Below are 19,975 nucleotides of genomic sequence, written 5' to 3'. Positions count from 1 at the left end.
TATGGGTTCAGAAACTTTAATAATTTTAGAGTAAGATGCTTATTGAATTGGCATTTTAATTATTAGTTAAGCATAACAAGTACTGAAGAACCTTACTTTTTAACTTCAGGTAAGGTGAGAATTTCAACGCCATCTTCAGTTACAGCTAAGGTATGCTCACATTGAGCAGAAAGTTTGCGATCGCGCGTTACCGCAGTCCACTTATCGCTGAGAACTTCGACTTCGTAAGTACCTTCATTAATCATTGGCTCAATTGTAAAAACCATCCCCGGTCTGAGGCGCTTGCCCTTACCGCGAGTGCCATAATGGGGAACATCGGGTGCAGTGTGAAAAATGTTACTGATGCCGTGTCCAACGAAATCTCGCACCACAGAAAAGCCTTGTCCTTCAGCATACTCTTGAATGGCTGCACCAATATCGCCAATCCGTCCCCCAGGTTTAACTTCAGCAATCCCCAGACGCAAACACTCCTCTGTCACTTCTACCAGCTTTCTCGTTTTTGGAGAAGGTGTACCAACAAAAAATGTCTTGGATGTATCGCCGTGATAACCTTCAACAATCGGCGTTACATCAATATTAATAATGTCACCGTCTTTAAGAATCTGCTTTGCGTTAGGAATGCCATGACAGATTACCTCATTTACACTAGTGCAAATCGATTTGGGATAACCTTTATAGCCAAGAGGTGCGCTTTTTGCCCCATGCGCTTGTGTCCAACGTTCGGCTTCATCATTTAATTCTAGACTGCTAACCCCTGGCTTCACAAATGGTTCCAGATGCTGGAGAAGTTTAGCTGCTAAACGCCCAGCTTGACGCATTTTCTCTATTTCTCGTTGGGATAAAATAACAATTAGTTCGGTTTTCATTAACTTTTATCTAGACAAATTTACATAAACATAGTAAACCCTGTCTGTGCCGCTCTTTGGGCAGCATCAGCAACCTTTAAGGTATATAAGCTCTCCTCTGGGGTAACGTACAAAGGAGTGCCATCGAAAAGATGATCTAACACCATACTCGTGTCTTTAGCGAACAAACCCCGGCGAGGACCAACTTCTATAGATGTTGTTTCCCCTGGCTGGATGAAAATTCCTGTGTCGCCATCAAAAACTAAACCACCTTTTTCACCGTGAACTTCAAACTTGCGTTCTGATTGCCAAATACTCTCGCCTTTGCCATAGACTACTTGAGCTAAAAGTCCACTGTTAAAGCAGATTTGACTAGTACAAAAACAGGTTTGGTAGTATTCCGGTTCTGTTTCCCAGTATCGCTGGTGACAGTTAACAGTAAATACTGTACCAAATAAATCGGTGAGGCGATGTAGGCGAGACAGCGCCCCAATTAAGGGGAAACCGAACAACTCGTGGTTATAAGTCCATTTACGGGGTGCAGGATTTTGAGGGTTGATGGTGCTGTAGCGGACATAAAATACTTCACCAATTTTGTCTAAGTTTTGCTTCAAGGCTTGATGTAAACCACCCAAAAGTTCTAGGTGTTCTACGTGTAAAAGTTTTTGTTGTGCTTTGGCTAGGGCGATTAGTTCCTCAGCTTCGACTATATCGAGCGAAAGGGGATACTCTATAATTACATGTTTGCCGTTGGTAAGTGCTGCACGAGCGATCGCACCATGATCTCGATTAACAGTGCAAATTACCACTAGGTCTAAATCTTCACGCTCTACTAGCTCTTGCCAAGAATTCAACGCTTCAATCTGATATTCTTTGACAAAGGCTTCTGTTTTTTCTGCGGTATGACCAACAACTGCTATTAACTGCGATCGCTCATCATGGAGCAATGCCTCAGCCCGGAACTTTGCCGCATACCCAGTACCTACCAAACCTACACGCACTCTTGCTTTTTCCAAAGCTACTCCTAAATTATACACTTCCCGTAGCCCGATTTAGCATGGCATCCAGCCAACCACGAACTCCGTATTGAAATAGCGATCGCATTGCTTCAGCAGTCATTGTCACATCTCGCGTACCAAAGAAGTAATCCCCCTTCATCTTTTCTACGAATTAGTCGCGCTTTGCCAGGAATTCGTCAATTGTCAAATCAGCGACAGACTTGCATCGGAAAACAAGCATCTTGTAGTATTTCGTATTTTTAGCAATTTATATACTACATCTGTAAAGAAAATTGAACTTTAGCTAAAAACTTTTAAAATTCTCTAGACTCTCCAGCCGGCTAGAGAGTCTAGGATGAATTTAAGGCGACTCTCTTTCCAGTTATTTCTGACTGTTGATGGTTGTTCTTCAGTCATCCAGCTTGGTTTGGCTAGGTTGTTCATTATTATCTATCCCGTAAATCTATGACTCTCCAACTCACAGTTCCTAACATGTCTTGTTCTGTTTGTGCCAGCACCATTACTAAAGCACTTCAGGCAGTCGATGCCAATGCCAGCGTTCAGGCTGATCCTACAACCAAGCTTGTCAGTGTAGAAACTCAAGCATCAGAAACAGTAATTAAGGAAGCGTTGGCTGTTGCTGGCTATCCAGTTGCTTAAGGGACTGGGGACTGGGGACTGGGTACTAGGTACTGGGTACTAGGTACTGGGTACTGGGTACTGGGGACTGGGTATTGAGCAAAAGAAAGAAGTATCCATTTGCCCAATCCCAATCCCCATATTTCCAAGTCCTCAATGCCCAATCCCAATCCCCATATTTCCAAGTCCTCAAAGCCCAATCCCAATCCCCATATTTCCAAGTCCTCAAAGCCCAATCCCCAATCCCCAATCCCCAACCCCCAATCCCCAACATGGATACTCTCACACTCAAACTTCGAGGCATGAGTTGCGCTGGTTGCGCCAACAATATCGAAAAGGCAATTCGCTCTGTTTCTGGGGTGATTGACTGCAACGTTAACTTTGGAGCAGAACAAGTCGCTATTAGGTACGATCGCTCTCTAGCCAATTTAGAGAAAATTCAAGCTGCGATCGCATCTGCGGGATACTCTTCCTCTTCACTCCAGTTAGAATTGCTCTCTGAAGAAGATGATGCTGAGAAAGGGAGTAGGGAGGCATTACAACGCGAACTTTTCCTCAAGGTAGTTGTGGGAGGTGTAATCAGTATTTTCCTCTTTTTGGGGTCGTTGCAGATGATGACTGGGCTAAACTTCCCCTTAATTCCCAGCTTCTTGCAAAATCCTTGGCTACAGTTAGTGCTGACAACACCCGTGATATTTTGGTGTGGTGGATCTTTTTACCGCAATGGCTGGAAATCTCTTAAGCGCCATACGGCGACGATGGACACGCTGATTGCTTTGGGTACAAGTGCAGCATATATATATTCTTTGTTTGTTACTGTTTTCCCGAAATTTTTTATTGCTCAGGGCTTGATACCTCATGTTTATTATGAAGTTGCCGCGATCGTCATTACCTTAATTTTGTTAGGGCGATTATTAGAAAATCGCGCTAGGGGACAAACTTCTGAAGCCATCCGCAAACTGATCGGATTGCAAGCTAGAGATGCCAGAGTTATCCGTAATGGTGTGGAAATTGATGTTCCCATCGCCCAAGTCAGAATCAATGATGTGATTTTAGTGCGTCCTGGTGAGAAAATTCCGGTAGATGGCGAGGTAATTACAGGCGCTTCGTCAGTAGATGAAGCGATGGTGACGGGTGAAAGTTTGCCAGTCAAAAAGCAGCCAGGAGATGAGGTGATTGGGGCAACGATTAATGGTGCTGGTGCATTTCAGTTTCGGGTGACACGAGTCGGAAATGATACGTTTTTGGCTCAAATCGTCAAATTAGTCCAACAAGCACAAGGTTCTAAAGCACCAATTCAGCGCTTGGCAGATCAAGTGACAGGATGGTTTGTACCAGCTGTGATTGCCATTGCGATCGCCACTTTTATCATTTGGTTTAACTTTACTGGCAATCTCACCCTAGCAACAATGACTACGGTGGGTGTACTAATTATCGCTTGTCCTTGTGCTTTGGGTTTAGCTACCCCCACATCTGTAATGGTGGGGACGGGCAAAGGTGCAGAAAATGGCATCTTAATTAAAGGTGCTGACAGCTTAGAACTAGCACACAAAATTCAAACCATCGTTCTAGATAAAACCGGCACTTTGACTCAAGGGAAACCTACGGTGACAGACTTTGTAACTGTCAACGGTACAGCTAATGGGAATGAAATCAAGCTTTTACAGTTAGCAGCAACGGTAGAACGGAATTCGGAGCATCCTTTAGCTTCAGCAGTGGTGAAATATGCCCAGTCTCAAGAAGTAAATTTAATAGATGCACAGAACTTCGTGGCTAATGCAGGTAGTGGTGTGCAAGCAGTTGTTTCAAATCAGCTTGTGCAAATTGGTACACAACGCTGGTTAACAGAACTGGGAATTAACATTATTGCTCTCCAGCAGTATAAAGATGCCTGGGAAGCGGCTGGTAAAACAGTTATTTTGATTGCTGTAGATGGCGAACTACAAGGAATAATGGGTATTGCCGATGCTCTCAAACCTTCATCAGTAGCAGTGGTAAAAGCCTTACAAAAGTTAGGTTTAGAAGTAGTAATGCTTACTGGTGATAATCGGAAAACGGCTGATGCGATCGCAGAGGAAGTTGGTATCCAGCGAGTCTTTGCCGAAGTGCGTCCAGATCAAAAGGCGGCGATTATCCAATTTCTTCAGAAAGGGGGACTGGGGACTAGCGACTGGGAACTGGGGAAGAGTTTTCCCAATCCCCAGTACCCAATCCCCAGTAACCAATCCCTTGTTGCAATGGTTGGCGATGGTATAAATGATGCGCCAGCCTTAGCACAGGCTGATGTGGGAATTGCTATTGGCACAGGAACAGATGTTGCGATCGCAGCTAGTGATATAACCCTAATTTCTGGAGATTTACAAGGAATTGTCACAGCTATTCAACTCAGCCGTGCCACCATCAACAATATCAGGCAAAATCTCTTCTTTGCCTTTATTTACAACGTCATTGGTATTCCCATTGCGGCTGGAATTTTATTCCCGATTTTTGGTTGGTTACTCAATCCAATTATCGCTGGGGGTGCGATGGCTCTTTCGTCGCTATCTGTTGTTAGTAATGCTCTCAGATTGCGTAATTTTCAACCAAAAACTATCTCATAATCGCAGGTTAATTTAGGAAATGCTCAGTAAAAAAATGCTTTGGGCAAGCCTTACAGCTTTAGTGCTTCTCACTACAACATCAGGTGTAACACTAGCAGAAATGTCAGCCCACTCGTCAGAGCAAAACAACCAGTTTAACCACATAGAGCAACCTTTGGCTTTGAAAGTCGGTGTTGCGATCGCTGGTTTAGCCTTGATTGGACTAGAGTTATGGTGGTTTCTCATCTATAAAAGTCCTGAGTCCTGATGCCATTCTCTTTTTAGTTTTTAACACTCAGCACGGGCTAAACCATAGCTATCCGCTAACAGAGGTGTTTTGAATAATGGGACAAATTGTATCTTCATGGTGGTTGTTGATGTTCTTCCAGCCTGAAAGTAATCCCTTAATTTCAGAGCGTAAAGTTAACAACTGATCGATTTGGCGATCGATTTGCAATAGCTTGTCTTCAAGCTTTTCTTTAATTTCACCGCATGGAGCTTGTCCTTGATCGTAAACCTGAAGAATATTTCCAATCTCTTCTAAGCTAAGACCAAGATTTTGCGCCCTTTTAATGAACGCTAGACGAGTCAGCACATCCAATGAAAACTGGCGGAAGCCCCCCTCTGTTCGTCTTGAAGACTTGAGTAAACCTAAACTCTCATAATAGCGAATTGTCCTAATGGGGATTCCGCTTATATCTGTTACCTGACCAATTAAAAGCAGTTTTTCATCTTGAGTTAACACGGCAGATTTCCCCAACTCTTGTAATCATTATCACATATTCTATTAGCTATTAAGCTGTTTGAGAGTTTGGCAAAATATTAATATAGGAATCCGGTTTGATTTCTGAAAATATCCGTAGGATGTGTTAGCGACAGCGTAACGCCTCAAACCCTTGATAATAGTGCGTTACGAACTCCGTTCTAACACAACGCCAGTTGCTACAACGGAGGGAAACTCCCTTCGGGTTTACCAGTCGCCTACGGCGGGAAACCCGCCTACAGCTCTGGATTCACCGCAACGCACTGTCTCCCCGACAATACCTAATTTCGTTCAAAAATCAAATAGTAATCCTATATCAATATTTCAAAGTTTTATTCGATTAAAAATTTTACTAAGTTTTTATTTTTATTAAGAATCGATACTAGCTTACATAAGCTTATATTTAGTTCGGATATTTTTAATACTTTTAATAGAATTAAATTAATTTTATCCCTATTGATTTTTATCTATTTATTGGGTAGCTGTTGGTCATAGTACTAAAAGTAACTGTTTTTTAAAATTTTTTATGTTACTTCTAGATTAACTGCTTCACCTCAAGTGAAACTATAAAAATGAATTTCAACTCGCAGACTTCTGGCTCAATCCGTAAACCTAAAACTTTTAATAATCCAGAGCGTTTTATTGAAGGATGGTATTGGGTGATACCCTCTCGAAATCTGCGGGTGGGTGAAGTAAAACCTGTCAAGATTTTGGGCAGAGAACTAGTAATTTACCGTGGTAAAGATAAAAGAGTCGCTACCTTTGATGCTTACTGTCCCCACATGGGCGCTCACCTTGCTGAAGGCAAAGTTGAAGGTAATGCACTCCGTTGTTTTTTCCACCACTGGAAGTTTGATGCTGAGGGGATGTGTATTGATATTCCATGCTTAGATACACCGCCTTCTCTAAAGTTACAAACTTGGCCTACTGCTGAGAAGTACGGCATGATTTGGGTTTGGACTGGAGAAATACCACAACAACCCTTACCTTTTGTTCCAGAGTTAGAACAAAGAGAGTGCGATGTCACCATCCATTCTCATTTTTTGGTGAACTGTCACCCCAATGTGGTGATGATTAACGCCATCGATGCTCAACACTTCAATACAGTTCATCAACTGCCAATAGAAGTTATTTTTGAAAAACAAGAACTGAATGAAAATGCAATTATCTTCAGTAATATTACACCCGCCAAAGATAATTCATCTTTTATTAAGTTCATTCGTCCTTTTTACAAAAATGCCATAACTTATAGTATTTGCTATTGGTACGGTAGCATTAACATTTCGACATTTGGCCCTGATTTCTTCCATGTCTATGCCATGTTTGCAGTTCGCCTCCACGAAGGCGGAAAAGCTGAAGGTCAAATTTTGTTGATGACTAAGAAACGTAAAGGATTTTTTGGTTGGTTATGCAATCGAGTTGTTTTGTGGCTAACTAAGATTGCTGGGAAGTTTTTTCTCATGGCTGACATTAAGGTTGTCCAAACAATTAAGTTTGATTTGAAAACCCCAATCAAAGCGGATCAGTCAATCATGCACTTTATTAACCATGTTGAAAAACAGCAATCTCTAATGTGGGGGACTTGGCAAGATATGCGATCGCGCGATGTGGAGAGCAAGCCCAAGCGCGAAAGATGGCAAGATACAATGAGTAATGACTAATATCATGTCTCTATGACCAGAATTCTGTGAGATTACCTGAAGGTTATCAACCCATAGCTTAACAGGCTAATTATTTTATGGTCAATTAAACAGACATGATATAAAAACTAATAAAAGTTAAAATTTCTGGGACTTACGCATTGACAGGAAAGACCAAGTATATATGATTTAAAAAACAGATCCGTCGTAGGGGCAATTCATGAATTGCCCCTACGACGCTTAGATCCCCGACTTCTCTAAGAAGTCGGGGATTTCATTGTTCACGAATGATTTACGATTGCTATAGATAAATAAAAAGAAGTGGCAAAGCCACTTCCTAATTCCCAGGTAGAACCTAAGCTATGAGTATAACGACTACAAAAATTTGAAATAGTATAAATCAACACCAATTAACTGGATATCTATATTTTCCTTGTTTTCTGCGTTAGAAATGCTCATTTTGATATGGCAAATAACTGTATATTTACATAAGTCTCATGATTACAATGTAAACTCAATTTTATTTAGTTCATTGTCAAGATGTGCTAGTTTTGCCTACTACATTGGCACCACGACTTGACGCAACATAACTAAAAAAATAAAATTTGTTACTGTGAAAAGAAGTAGTTTAAGTATATATACTAAAAAATGAATAACAGTAGCCTCTATATCGTGGTGTTCTAATTGATGAGAGAATATTAAATTAACCATCACAAAAGTTTAAATTCATTCATCATGGCGAAAATCCAGTTTTCTAGAGGTCTTGACGAAAAGGTAATTCCAGAGGTGCGTTTGACGCGATCGCGTACTGGCGACAGTGGTACAGCGACATTTATTTTTACGAATCCGAAGATTTTAGATCAAGGTAGCACCGAAGATATTACCGGCATGTACTTGAGTGACGAAGAAGGCGAAATCATTACCCGTGAAGTGAAGGCTAAATTTGTCAACGGGAAACCGGAAGCATTAGAAGCACTTTACGTAATGAAGTCTGCCCAAGAATGGGAGCGCTTTATGCGCTTTATGGAACGGTATGCTGAAGAAAACGATCTTGGACTCAGCAAAGCTGAAAAATAGGACACAGGGCGCAGGGCATAGGTGATTTTTTCATGTAGAATGCATTCTTCTCCCTGCCCAATTGCCCATTATAAAAAGTTACAAGCTTAACCCATGACACAACAACCACATCCAGATTTGCTTGGGATTACGGTAACTTGTGCTGTGGTTACTGTCAGCGATACACGCACACCGGAAACAGACAAAAGTGGCCAGCTAATTCAGCACTTACTCTTTGGTGCTAACTATGCTGTCGGAGCATACACGATTATCAAAGATGAACCAACACAGATTCAAGAGCAGATAGAACATCTGGGTAAAAGCTCAAATTTGGATGCTTTAATTTTTAATGGTGGCACAGGTATTGCACCAAGAGATACCACTTATGATGCCATTGAGAAGTTATTAGAGAAAACTTTGCCAGGATTTGGTGAGTTATTTCGTTTTTTAAGTTATCAAGAAATTGGTTCACGGGCGATCGCTTCTCGCGCTGTTGCTGGTGTTTATCAAAATAAATTAATCTTTTCGCTTCCTGGTTCTAGTAATGCTGTGCGCCTGGCGATGGAAAAACTTATTTTACCCGAACTTTCTCACTTGGTAAGTCAATGTAAGGGGTTGAAATGAGCAGCCTTTCAGGGGGCTACTATAAAATTAAGGCATGAGCCACTGAAATCATCCTTTATCTACTTACATCTTAAGATTACTCAGAATATAGTCTGAAGGGACTAAATATTCATGTCAGGTCAGGAATGCAGCTTATTTACTGGAATTGCATAATTGCTCACGGGATAACTGCATTTTCATACTTTGGCATCCCCATATTAATAGGAGTTTTCTTTGCTAAAACTAAGGCAACTATCCCTTCTAAGTTTTGGCTAGCCTTTTTGTTATCAGGTGGATTCATACTATTTTGCGGATTTCATCACCTTTTGACGGCCTTTGAGCTACATTCGGCAGTGTCGCTGTTGTATTTAGTCGTGCTTGATCTAATGGCGTTTATTTCATTATTTGCCTTACTCTGCCTAATGCCAACCGCTTATCAAATTGTAGAGGCGATCGCTAAATCTCAAGAAGATACCCGCGAACTTCAACGCAGTCAGCAGATGCAACGGCTATTTTTAGAGCAATGCCTCTTTGCAGTATATATCAAAGATGAGCAATCTAGAATACTTTACTACAACCAGGAAATACAGTCTAGATTTTCAGTAGATTCACAAGAATGGTTAGGGAAAACGGATAGTGAATTCTTGCCAGATCCCGAAGAGGGGCGGCGGGTAATGGAAAACGATCGAGTCGTTTTGAAGACTCTACAACCCTTGAAGCTGATTGAGGAGGTAAAACTACCTGGTAATAATCAGCCGTGCTACTGGCTATCGTTTAAGTTTCCCTTTAGCGATGGTGCAACAGGCGATCGCCGCATCGGTGGGATCAGTATCGATATTACAGAATCTATAGAAGCACAGCGATCGCTCACCGATCTAAATCGGCAGTTAGAAAAAAAAACACTGAAATTAGAAGCAAAAAAACGAGAATTCATATATCTCTCAGATATGGCAGATATGCTTTATTCCTGCGAGTCTAAAGATGAGGTTTATCAAGCAGTCGCTTTAACCTGTTCCAAGCTATTTCCTAATATGAGTGGTTGTATCTGTATAATTGCTAATTCTAAGAATTATGTTCAAATGAATAGTATTTGGGGAGGAGAAAGAACCAGTAAAGAAATATTTTCACAATCTGAATGTTGGGCATTGCGGAGAGGTAAATTCAACCTTTTATCTTCTGCTAACTCAGGACTGGTGTGCAGCCATTTAATCCAACCTGTTAGCGGCGCACATTTGTGTTTTCCATTGTTTGGGCAAGGCGAAGTAGTTGGAATTTTACACATTCATGCCCTTGAAGAAATCAGTCTAGAAGATCAACAAATTACTGAGATTATTGCTAGAACTTTAGGCTTTGCACTAAATAATCTTTCGATAAAACAACGTCTTACCTATGAGAATTTGCGGGATGGGATGACCCAACTATTTAATCAAAGATATATGGAAACTATACTAGAACAAAGGCTAGCGGAGGCTGAACGATCGGGACAACCCCTTAGTGTTATTTTTCTGGATATTGATAACTTCAAATCTTACAACTCACGTTATGGGCATTTGACTGCCAATCTTGTTATTCAGGGATTAGCAAAACTGCTGTTAAAATCTATTCGTTCTTTTGATATTCCTTGCAGATGGGGTGGTGAAGAATTTGTAATTGTTATGCCCAATATGATACTAGAAACTCTCAGGAAGCGAGTAGAACAACTCAGGCTAGATGTTGAAAAAATGCAATTGAGGGAGGGCGAGCAAATCCTCGAAGGCATCACCGCATCTTTTGGAATAGCTGTATCAGAATCAGGGATTACAGTTAAAGATTTTCTGAATCGGGCAAATCAAGCGATGCTTGAGGCAAAGCGAACAGGGAAGAATCGGGTTATGGAGTATGTAAATAGGTACGATTAATTCATAATTCACAACACTACAAGGGTTATTTCTTGTCAGTCCCTAACGAATTTTACCGGATAAAAAAACAACTCCCTGAGTATGTGGGAGTTGTTTTTTTGTATTTGACTATTTTCTCAAAATATGATTCAGAATGGAGCGATGCCTGGGTTGCGCTGCGCCTACGCCAAACAGATGGCAGCCAAAATAGCCGCGATGACATAAAATACTCCAACCACTTGCAATTCTGACCAGCCAGTGAGTTCTAAATGATGGTGTAAAGGTGCCATTTTGAAGAGGCGCTTGCCTTTGCCATCAGGGCCTTTGGTGGCTTTGTAATAACTTACCTGTGCCATCACTGAAAGAGTTTCTACGAAGAAGATACCACTGAGAATGAACAGTGCTACTAAGGTGTTTGTCAATAACGCTACAGCAGCTAATGCTCCTCCCAGTGCCAGGGAACCAGTATCTCCCATGAAAACGCGGGCTGGGTTACGATTATGGGCTAAGAAACCTAAGCAACCACCACTTAAAGCCGCACAGAAAACCATCAAACCTGGTGCTGTAGGTGCGATTAAAGCACCTAATGCCAAAAGTGCGATCGCTACTGTTCCTGCTGCCAAGCCATCAATACCATCTGTTAAATTAGTCGCATTACTTTCTGCAACTAGCACAAAACCAGCTAGAGGCCAAAATAGAAATCCTAATGGTAGTGTGAAGCTGACCCAAGGTAAAGCAATATTTGTAATATTAGAAGGTTGATTAAACATCAGCCAGAGACAAAACACTGCCGCGAAACCGACTTGCAAAGCAAGTTTTGTTCCGGGAGATATACCTTTATTAGATTTCCGGCGCAGAATTTGCCAATCGTCAAGCCACCCAATCAATCCGTAGCTGAGTGTCAAAGCCGAAACTGCAAGGACATCTGTAGCGAAATTAGACAAGATGCAAGCAATTATCACACCTACAGGGATAAAAAATATACCCCCCATTGTCGGCGTACCTGCCTTTTTTAGATGGGCTTGGGGGCCATCTTCGCGGATTATTTGTCCAGTTTTGAGTGCTTGAAGTAAAGGTATTACCCAAAAGCCAACTACACCTGAACCCATAGCACACAACAGCAGTGGTAGGGTTAAGGACATACTTTGCCAGGGGAGCCTGTTGGCTATCGAATCTAAGAAAAATGCTGTTGTACCTAACCCAACGGCTAATAAAGAAGCTAGCGCGATTCCAGAAATATTTAGTCCTTGCTCAGGAGATAATTTAGCGTCCACAGAAGTTTCCCTTCACTCCACACTTATTAAAATTGAATATCCAGTAGCTAGGGATACAACCAAGTCCCTAGCCTGAAAAGGCTAATCCTCGGCGATTCCTATATCGTCATCATCATCAAGGTCGTAGCCAATTCCATCTTCTACACCCATTAGAGAGTCTATTTCTTCTTCGCCATCTTGAAAATCCGGTTCTTGAACGTCGCGCGTCACGATCTGACCTTTATTTTCCAACCAGTCCAATAAAAAAGACTCTGGCTTTAGGGGGATGACATGGACTCGCTGGTTACGGGGTTCTTCACGTAATGGAGAGTTCAACATATCAAAGAAGACAAGAAAAGGTTTACGTAAGTTGACATTTAGAGTCTATCACTTGACACGGATTAATTTAGTTATCTTTTCAACCCTTTGGTGAATAAATCCGCATTCAGATAGAAATTTTTTATTTAATAGGCATACGGCTTAAGTCCAGCGATTCTTAGTAATTTTTATGGATCTCCATATATGTGATGAATATCTTGTTTATGCTGATGGAAAGTGAGTGATTTTAGAGGTGACAGGCGATGATGGGAAAAGCGGCTCTCATGGATGCGATCGCTGGTACTAATCGCGGTCTACTGGCGACTGAAGCTCAGAAACAGGCTATCTTAGCTGCGATCGCCAATTTAGAAGACTTTAATCCTACACCCCGTCCGGTGGAAGCTGGTAATTTGCTAGATGGCAATTGGCGATTACTATACACCACTAGCAAGGCTCTTTTAAATTTAGATCGTCTACCTTTGTGCAAACTTGGTCAAATCTATCAGTGTATCCGGGTAGAGACTACCAGTGTTTACAACATAGCTGAGATTTATGGCTTACCTTATTTGGAAGGATTAGTCAGCGTTGCTGCTAAATTTGAGCCAGTTTCAGGTCGACGTGTCCAAGTGAAATTTGAGCGGTCTATTATCGGCTTACAACGTTTAATAGAATACAATTCTCCGGTAACTTTTATCCAACAAATTGAAGAAGGTAGAAAATTTCCGGCGATTGATTTTCCAATCAAGAGCGATAAACAGCAAGGCTGGTTAGATATCACCTATATAGATAACGATCTGCGAATCGGCAGAGGTAACGAGGGGAGCGTGTTCATATTGAGTAAAACATAAAGTTTGTACAAAAAGACTGTTTGCGAATGAAGGTAAGCTATAACGTGTACCTTGTCAAGTAAGGTCTGATACTTTTTAAATCTTGGGTGTGGGGAGATGAAGGGGATGAGGGAGAAAGAATAACTAATATTCAATGCCCAATGCCCAATTCCCAATGCCCTATACCAAATTCAGACAAATAACTTAACAAAGACTCTTGCAGCGACCTTCAGGTTGTAGAGTGAAATCAATTAGCCCTCTAGATTGGCGATTGATAACTAAAAGGGAAAATAATCATGGTTCAACGTGGTTCTAAAGTACGTATTCTCCGCCCTGAATCCTACTGGTTTCAGGATTTAGGAACTGTGGCTTCCATTGACCAAAGCGGCATCAAATACCCTGTAATTGTCCGTTTTGAAAAGGTCAATTACTCTGGTATCAATACCAACAACTTTGCTCAGGATGAATTAGTCGAGGTTGAAGCACCAAAGGCTAAACCGGCTAAAAAATAGCAGCAAAGCTACAAGTGGGTTGTTTGATGCGATGATGAAGGGTAGTCTTAAGTCTGAAGTATGAAGTCTGAAAATTTCAGTTCATTCATTCTTCACCCTAGCCTACCCTAATCTATGAGAGCCGCCCTGCGGGTATTTACGGTTTCTCTTGGGTAATAATACGAGCTATCTACTGATGTGTAAGTTACTACCCCATCTCTTCTTTATTGAACCCCCAAGTACATCAAAATTGTCTGCTTAATCAGCTTGAATGCCTGAACTGCCTGAAGTTGAAACAGTCCGAAAGGGTCTAAATCAATTGACCCTTAACCAAGAAATTACGGGTGGAGATGTGTTGCTCAATCGCACCATCGCCTACCCGTTTTCTGTTGATGAGTTTGTTGATGGAATTGAAAAGAGTGCGATCGCTACTTGGCATCGTCGCGGTAAATATCTCCTCGCGGAACTTTCTTCCCCTTCCTCAACCAGTTGGCTAGGGGTTCATCTGCGCATGACCGGTCAACTATTATGGTTGCATCGAGATGAACCATTACATAAGCACACGCGGGTTAGATTATTCTTTGGGGAACACCAGGAATTACGTTTTGTCGATCAACGTACCTTCGGTAAAATTTGGTGGGTTCCACCTGGTGTTGCTGTAGAAAGTATTATGACTGGTTTGGGAAAACTGGCAGCAGATCCATTTTCGCCGGAATTCACTGTTGAATATTTAGAAAGCAAACTCAAAAACCGCCGCCGTCCGATTAAGACTGCGCTATTAGATCAATCGGTGGTGGCGGGATTAGGTAACATTTATGCCGATGAAGCCTTGTTTAAGAGTGGAATTTTACCTGAAACTTTGTGTATAGATTTACAGCTAAAGCAAATTGAGCTTTTACGAACAGCCATAATTCAAGTTTTAGAAACCAGCATTGAGGCTGGCGGTACAACTTTTAGTAATTTCTTAAGTGTTCAGGGTGTCAACGGCAATTATGGTGGTGTTGCGTGGGTTTATAATCGCGCTGGAGAACCCTGTCGAGTTTGTGGTATGCCAATTCAACGGATTAGGCTAGCTGGGCGATCTAGTCATTTTTGCCTACAGTGTCAAACGCTAGGGGGAGTTAAGAGACGCGATTAATCGCGTCTTTACAAGAGTGGGGAGAGACGCGATTAAGTAGGTAGGCGTAATTAAATATAAGATCAAACCTCACCCTCAATCCCTCTCCTTACTAAGACTACGGTGTACACACATCTTTGTACAAACCCAAAATCGTTGGAGATCCCCCTAAATCCCCCGATAAATTGGGGGACTTTAAGAGACTTTTGCCCCCCAATTTATCGGGGGGTTGGGGGGATCAAAAGCCTATGAGGCCACTCTCAAAGACTTACTTGTGTATACACCGTAGCCTTACTAAGGAGAGGGAAGCCGGAGGCAGGCTAAAATGCAGATAAAACAATCTAGAAATTTGAGAGGGGATTTATGGCAGTTAAAAAGGGAGATATGGTTCGCGCTATCCGCGAGAAACTGGAAAACAGCCTAGAAGCAAAAGCCAGCGATCCTCGCTTTCCTTCTTACTTGTTTGAAACCAAGGGCGAAATTGTTGATGTCAAAGGTGATTACGCCCTGATTAAGTTTGGGAAAGTGCCGACACCAAACGTTTGGTTACGTGTGGATCAACTTGAAGAGTTTAAATAATAAAAGAGAATTCAGGAGTAAGAATAGACCTCTTAATATAAATCACAAATAAGAACCCCTCCCCGCAAGCGAGAAGGGGTTTAGGGATCTTGTGCGAGAGGTCTAATCTAGGAGTCAGCATTTAATTCTGACTCCTGGATTCTTGTTGATAAAATTGCTTCTCAATTTTTAATTAAAAAAAGGTCAAAATATTGAGCGATCGCAGCAACTTTTGGGTAAAAAATAATTCGTAATTCAACATGAATTCGACGGTTTATATAGTGTCGGAATAATGAACTTAATAAAGAAACCTCTCCCTGGTTTTATTACATAAAATGTCCCTCTCCGATGGGCGAAAGGGACACACTTGAACTTTAGTTCAAGGTATGGAGAGGTTTGTGGAACTCACCAGAATCTTTGTGCTGTTCGTGTTAACGGCGGGAATCTTGATCTGCGGGGTCGCCGTAGGGGTCTTCGCTGGCTGGACGCACATCGCCATAAGATGCCGCATCTGCGGGATCGCCGTAAGGGTCTTCGCTAGCTGGGCGAACGTTGCCGTAAGATGCGATATCTGCGGGGTCGCCGTAGGGGTCTTCGCTGGCTGGACGAACATCGCCATAAGATGCCGCATCTGCGGGATCACCGTAAGGGTCTTCGCTGGCTGGACGGACATTGCGAGCGCGCAATTTGGCATCTTCTTCAGCTTGATCGCCGTTCGATCCCAAAAGCAAATCTTTCGCCTTTCGGAAAAATTCATCTACCATAATCTGTCTCCTGATTTAAGTTCGTGTTTCCGACGTGCGCGATCGGCGTTATCCTCCGGGAAACCCGCTTTAGATTTACACACGCTTGGCTGATCTAGAGTGCCGGAGCCGCCTCTGAAGTTATACCAGTGAGATCGCGACCTGTAGTACTCCTGTTATAGCCTTGGAATTGCCGATATTTTTGGGCTTCAGATTCGGGGACTCGAATTCCTTCTGATGGTGCAGTTACGAAGTGAGCGCGATGTTCTGCATCACGGTAGTATACACGCCCATTCTTCGAAAGATAATACTTACCTTCCGCTCCGTCTTTTGAAGCTTTTTGATGCTGGTTGTAGAGGTAATAAAGTCCCGCAGCACCTGCTAAAAGCGCCACTTTTTGCCCTGTACCCAATCCCTTCTTAGCTTCGGGTTGGTTTGTAGAGTTGCGATCGCTGACTGTTCTACCTGCACTATCATCAACTGGTGGTGGTACATTAGCCTTTTGGGAACCTCCTCCGCAGCTACTCAGCAAGGGTACCATTAGCAATGCCGAAAGCAGCACTGCAAATAGACGCGAAACAATTTTACGTTCTTTATATATTGTGATCATCGGATTTCTTCATCACCTGTATTTGCTAAGAGCCTTGCTGTTGCAAAAACCAAGTTGGAATTCCTGTTATTTCTCCTGGGATTGAAAGAACATATACCACTCAATTTACAACTGCACAGCTACAGCGTTTCACTATCATAATGAGCGATTTTCGCAAGCATTCCATCCTGCCTTTGAGAGAAACTGCATTCATCCCAAGGAAATATATTATTGATTTTTGATTAATCAATTTAGCTGAAATTTCGAAATATTCAGCAATTTCTCGGTTATTTTTTGTGGGTAAATAAATTAAAAAGATACAGTTACTATGCTGATCTTTGTCAAAAAATACACTCAATATGACATCAAAAAATACAGTCCAAATTAGTACTCGTCTCCTTTTGGCTTTGTGGGATTTAGGAGGAACGCAGCAGGAAGTTAAGAAGGGTCAACTCACTAAGCGAATTGTATCCAAAAGCCAGAAGGTAGCAGATTATCAGGGTTTATTTGAAGAATTGCAGAATCAGGGTGCGATCGCAATCTCGAAAAAGGGATATTCTTTGACATCTCCCAAGGGTTTAGAGGTATTGGGTGAGGGTTTGAGAAGTAGCGAGTTTAAGTTTGAAGGGACGATTGTCGGTACTTGGGCGGCGAATGCGCTGGTGAAGTGGATTAGTCAGATTGATATTGCGGTTAGTAGTGCAGATGTACCAGTTAATGGGAAGGGTGCGTTAGCGCAGCTTTCCGTTCGCGTAGCGTCTCGAAGAGAAGGAATCGCATCTTACGACGAATTTAAATCTGTAGCGTTGGAAGTCTATGACAAGCTGAACCAAAACTACAACCTAGATAATCTGATACCAATTTATCGTATCAGGAGAGAAATAGGGGAGAGAGTTAGCCGTACAGAATTTAATGATTGGGTAATAGAAATGCAAGCTGATGACATTTTACAGTTGATGACTGGAGAAGTACCAGACTTTACCCCTGATAAACGTGAAGATTCAATATCTATACCCGGTGCAGAACTACGTTCTTACGCCAAACGCTTGATTTAATCAAATTGCCCGCACACTTTGTAATTTCTCGCACCATATCAAATCACTATGACAAATACCTTTGTTTCTTCCATAGAAGCTGTCAATGTCGCAATTCAAAATCATAATCCTTTTACCAATGATGGCATAGTTAAAGAACAGGATGTCTGGGGGAAAGGATTCCCTGATGTAGCCGATCTCAATGCCCATGCTTCTAATAAAGTTTTTGAGGCAATTGAATTTGTGCGAACAAGCCAATCTAGTCAAGACAAAGTGACTTCAATTGCCATAACTGCACAAAAAGGGGTTGGGAAAACGCACCTTCTCAGTCGCATTCGTCATCAACTGGAAAAAGAAGGTGGTGCTTTATTTGTCTATGCAGGTGGCAATAATTATACAGACTTAAATTTGGTTAAGTACCAATTCCAGAAAACCTTGGCAGATAGTCTGAGTAAAACTGGTAGCCAAAAAGTAATGCAGTGGCAGGAAGTAGCTACCGCTATGGTAAACGAAGTTAAAACTGATAATTTCTCCACTCCAGCAGAGTTAGTCAAAAGATTTGACCAAGCTTATATAGATAGTTTGTCTAAAAACAAAAACTTAGTGAGTCTTCTGCAAAGACAAGTTATCAAAAATAAACCCTATGCAGATCCCTATATTTTAAGGGCTATTTTGTGGACGCTTTCAGAAACTCAAGCACCTTTTGCAATCAAATATTTATCTGGTGAAGAATTAGCTCAAGTTAATGCTGATGAGTTGGGATTACCAAATCTTAGCAAAACAAATCAAGATAGAGAAGCTGAAGCTCTCAAAAATATTCAGCAAATTTTGAATTTGGTTAGTTTTTATAACCCTGTTGTTATTTGTTTTGACGAAATAGATGTTATTAACAATTCTACTGATGATGGGTTGCCAACAGCAAGCATAATCGCTAATTTTGTCAAAATCATCCATGATACTCTCGAAAACTCTGAACTTAGTCAAGGTATTGTTATTCTCACAGTAATGTTATCCGAAACATGGAGAGATAAAGTAAACTCTATGCCAGGTGGTACACCTGACAGAATTTCAAAATATACACAAAGAAAACCACTAGATTTAAACAACGTTAGTGGTGATTCTATGGTTCAATTAGTAACTGTTTGGCTGAAAGAGTTTTACAGGTTAAAAAACTTAGTTCCTCCTCATCCACTCTATCCATTTGAAGAAAGTAAGCTAAGAGAATACGGTAAAGTAAGTAAGCCAAGTGTCAGGGAAGCTCTGCGATGGTGTGCAGATAATTTTAAGATTGTTCAGGAGGCGCTTCCATCTGATCCATTTGAGAGGTTTACTCTGGCATTTCAAAGAGAAAGTAAGGAAGATATTGGAGATTACGTAGAGAATAGTGACCTAATTTCTGAAGCTCTCTATTTTGGGTTTGTAACTTTAAAAGGGCAGACTTTAGAAGAAGTAATAATTGAAGAAGTTACAAATGATGTCCAACCCAAGACATACCATATAAACTATATAAACTTCAAGATTGTCGGGAGTAAGAACAGGAAAGAAATAAAAATCGGTGTGGCTGTAATACAGTCTTCTCAAGTTACATTAACAGCAGGATTAAAATGGTTAATTGACTACGAAAGATATGACCTTACTCGCGGGTGTTTAGTTCGTTCTGAATCCAAGATAAAACAGATGAAAAATCATTCATCTGCATACAAATTGCTGAACGAACTTAAATTTGGAAGAGGTGGTAAACACGTTGATTTGATAGAGGAAGAAATTCGCCCACTTATAGCAGTTTTAGCTGTTTATCAAAAGCGCCGGAATTATCAATTAACAGAGGAAGAGATTTTTGATATCATTTCCAAAAATAAAATTACGTTTAATAATCTTTTACTTCGAGAAATTGTAAGTGAACAATCTGGTAATATGCCTCAGATTAATGAGGATAAAGACGATACTAAATTGTATCCGCTCGGTAAATCGGGGTAGAACTAAAAAATCAGAATGTAAAATGGTACACAGTGCGTTATAAAATATGACACATGACGCAAATATCA

21 protein-coding genes are annotated in these 19,975 nt (G+C 41.3%); 13 read left to right on the top strand and 8 right to left on the bottom strand.

Going from position 1 to position 19,975, the window contains the following annotated elements; translation table 11 throughout:
• Positions 1 to 92 precede the first annotated feature (92 nt).
• From map to V7K38_RS23680, 3 genes are read right to left on the bottom strand one after another with little or no spacing between them, the layout of a single operon-like run.
• Positions 93 to 866, bottom strand: a complete 774-nt coding sequence (gene map, locus V7K38_RS23690; protein WP_334861255.1) for a type I methionyl aminopeptidase — start codon at positions 864 to 866, stop codon at positions 93 to 95.
• Positions 867 to 886: 20 nt separating this feature from the next.
• The gene (locus V7K38_RS23685; protein ID WP_334861253.1) at positions 887 to 1,861 is read right to left on the bottom strand and encodes a Gfo/Idh/MocA family protein; all 975 of its coding nucleotides are present in this window, start codon (positions 1,859 to 1,861) and stop codon (positions 887 to 889) included.
• Between the two features lie 13 nt (positions 1,862 to 1,874).
• A complete protein-coding gene (locus V7K38_RS23680) occupies positions 1,875 to 2,003 on the bottom strand; it encodes a hypothetical protein (protein ID WP_334861251.1) in 129 nt (42 codons plus the stop codon).
• Positions 2,004 to 2,308: 305 nt separating this feature from the next.
• On the opposite strand from V7K38_RS23680, the gene V7K38_RS23675 reads away from it, so the two are divergent.
• From V7K38_RS23675 to V7K38_RS23665, 3 genes are all read left to right on the top strand, one after another.
• Positions 2,309 to 2,503: a heavy-metal-associated domain-containing protein gene (locus tag V7K38_RS23675; RefSeq protein ID WP_334861249.1), complete on the top strand. Its 195-nt coding sequence runs from the start codon at positions 2,309 to 2,311 to the stop codon at positions 2,501 to 2,503.
• Positions 2,504 to 2,754: 251 nt separating this feature from the next.
• The gene (locus V7K38_RS23670; protein WP_334861257.1) at positions 2,755 to 5,082 is read left to right on the top strand and encodes a heavy metal translocating P-type ATPase; all 2,328 of its coding nucleotides are present in this window, start codon (positions 2,755 to 2,757) and stop codon (positions 5,080 to 5,082) included.
• 19 nt (positions 5,083 to 5,101) lie between these two features.
• Complete coding sequence (locus tag V7K38_RS23665) at positions 5,102 to 5,329, top strand: hypothetical protein (protein WP_334861247.1); 228 nt, start codon at positions 5,102 to 5,104, stop codon at positions 5,327 to 5,329.
• Between the two features lie 48 nt (positions 5,330 to 5,377).
• Here V7K38_RS23665 and V7K38_RS23660 read toward each other — a convergent pair whose 3' ends face one another.
• Complete coding sequence (locus V7K38_RS23660) at positions 5,378 to 5,806, bottom strand: heavy metal-responsive transcriptional regulator (RefSeq protein WP_334861245.1); 429 nt, start codon at positions 5,804 to 5,806, stop codon at positions 5,378 to 5,380.
• Between the two features lie 590 nt (positions 5,807 to 6,396).
• Between V7K38_RS23660 and V7K38_RS23655 the strand changes: the two genes are divergently transcribed.
• The 4 genes from V7K38_RS23655 to V7K38_RS23635 all read left to right on the top strand — a co-directional run bounded on the left by V7K38_RS23655 (position 6,397) and on the right by V7K38_RS23635 (position 11,021).
• A complete protein-coding gene (locus V7K38_RS23655; protein ID WP_334861243.1) occupies positions 6,397 to 7,485 on the top strand; it encodes an aromatic ring-hydroxylating dioxygenase subunit alpha in 1,089 nt (362 codons plus the stop codon).
• A 714-nt stretch (positions 7,486 to 8,199) separates the two neighbouring features.
• Positions 8,200 to 8,541 carry a photosystem II reaction center protein Psb28 gene (gene psb28, locus V7K38_RS23650; RefSeq protein WP_334861241.1) on the top strand — a complete coding sequence of 114 codons (342 nt, stop codon included), beginning with the start codon at positions 8,200 to 8,202 and terminating at the stop codon, positions 8,539 to 8,541.
• A 93-nt stretch (positions 8,542 to 8,634) separates the two neighbouring features.
• A complete protein-coding gene (locus V7K38_RS23645; RefSeq protein WP_334861239.1) occupies positions 8,635 to 9,144 on the top strand; it encodes a MogA/MoaB family molybdenum cofactor biosynthesis protein in 510 nt (169 codons plus the stop codon).
• A 125-nt stretch (positions 9,145 to 9,269) separates the two neighbouring features.
• Complete coding sequence (locus tag V7K38_RS23635; RefSeq protein ID WP_442940795.1) at positions 9,270 to 11,021, top strand: diguanylate cyclase; 1,752 nt, start codon at positions 9,270 to 9,272, stop codon at positions 11,019 to 11,021.
• 161 nt (positions 11,022 to 11,182) lie between these two features.
• On the opposite strand, the gene mraY is transcribed toward V7K38_RS23635, so the two are convergent.
• Both mraY and V7K38_RS23625 read right to left on the bottom strand, forming a co-directional pair.
• Positions 11,183 to 12,274, bottom strand: a complete 1,092-nt coding sequence (gene mraY, locus V7K38_RS23630; RefSeq protein ID WP_334861233.1) for a phospho-N-acetylmuramoyl-pentapeptide-transferase — start codon at positions 12,272 to 12,274, stop codon at positions 11,183 to 11,185.
• An 81-nt stretch (positions 12,275 to 12,355) separates the two neighbouring features.
• Positions 12,356 to 12,592 (bottom strand): DUF3134 domain-containing protein, encoded by a 237-nt coding sequence (locus V7K38_RS23625; protein WP_334861231.1) that lies wholly within the window; start codon positions 12,590 to 12,592, stop codon positions 12,356 to 12,358.
• A gap of 242 nt (positions 12,593 to 12,834) precedes the next feature.
• Here V7K38_RS23625 and V7K38_RS23620 point away from each other — a divergent pair, with 242 nt between their 5' ends.
• From V7K38_RS23620 to V7K38_RS23605, 4 genes are all read left to right on the top strand, one after another.
• Positions 12,835 to 13,419, top strand: a complete 585-nt coding sequence (locus V7K38_RS23620) for a PAP/fibrillin family protein (RefSeq protein WP_334861229.1) — start codon at positions 12,835 to 12,837, stop codon at positions 13,417 to 13,419.
• A 275-nt stretch (positions 13,420 to 13,694) separates the two neighbouring features.
• Complete coding sequence (locus tag V7K38_RS23615; RefSeq protein WP_012410286.1) at positions 13,695 to 13,910, top strand: photosystem I reaction center subunit IV; 216 nt, start codon at positions 13,695 to 13,697, stop codon at positions 13,908 to 13,910.
• Positions 13,911 to 14,160: 250 nt separating this feature from the next.
• Positions 14,161 to 15,027 (top strand): DNA-formamidopyrimidine glycosylase, encoded by an 867-nt coding sequence (locus V7K38_RS23610; RefSeq protein ID WP_334861227.1) that lies wholly within the window; start codon positions 14,161 to 14,163, stop codon positions 15,025 to 15,027.
• A 342-nt stretch (positions 15,028 to 15,369) separates the two neighbouring features.
• Entirely contained in the window at positions 15,370 to 15,585 is a 216-nt protein-coding gene (locus V7K38_RS23605) for an NAD(P)H-quinone oxidoreductase subunit O (protein WP_334861225.1), read from the top strand.
• Between the two features lie 410 nt (positions 15,586 to 15,995).
• On the opposite strand, the gene V7K38_RS23600 is transcribed toward V7K38_RS23605, so the two are convergent.
• The gene (locus V7K38_RS23600) at positions 15,996 to 16,328 is read right to left on the bottom strand and encodes a translation initiation factor (protein ID WP_334861223.1); all 333 of its coding nucleotides are present in this window, start codon (positions 16,326 to 16,328) and stop codon (positions 15,996 to 15,998) included.
• A 94-nt stretch (positions 16,329 to 16,422) separates the two neighbouring features.
• Positions 16,423 to 16,917, bottom strand: coding sequence for a hypothetical protein (locus V7K38_RS23595; RefSeq protein WP_334861221.1), 495 nt, complete (start codon positions 16,915 to 16,917; stop codon positions 16,423 to 16,425).
• Between the two features lie 338 nt (positions 16,918 to 17,255).
• Between V7K38_RS23595 and V7K38_RS23590 the strand changes: the two genes are divergently transcribed.
• Positions 17,256 to 17,951, top strand: a complete 696-nt coding sequence (locus V7K38_RS23590) for a hypothetical protein (protein WP_334861219.1) — start codon at positions 17,256 to 17,258, stop codon at positions 17,949 to 17,951.
• Between the two features lie 48 nt (positions 17,952 to 17,999).
• Positions 18,000 to 19,907 (top strand): P-loop NTPase fold protein, encoded by a 1,908-nt coding sequence (locus tag V7K38_RS23585; protein ID WP_334861217.1) that lies wholly within the window; start codon positions 18,000 to 18,002, stop codon positions 19,905 to 19,907.
• Positions 19,908 to 19,975: the final 68 nt, after the last annotated feature.

Source organism: Nostoc sp., from assembly GCF_036917465.1.
In the GTDB taxonomy this organism is placed as follows: Bacteria; Cyanobacteriota; Cyanobacteriia; order Cyanobacteriales; family Nostocaceae; genus Nostoc.
Note: the sequence above shows the minus strand (reverse complement) of the source record. Positions and strands in the feature narration are given on the sequence as shown.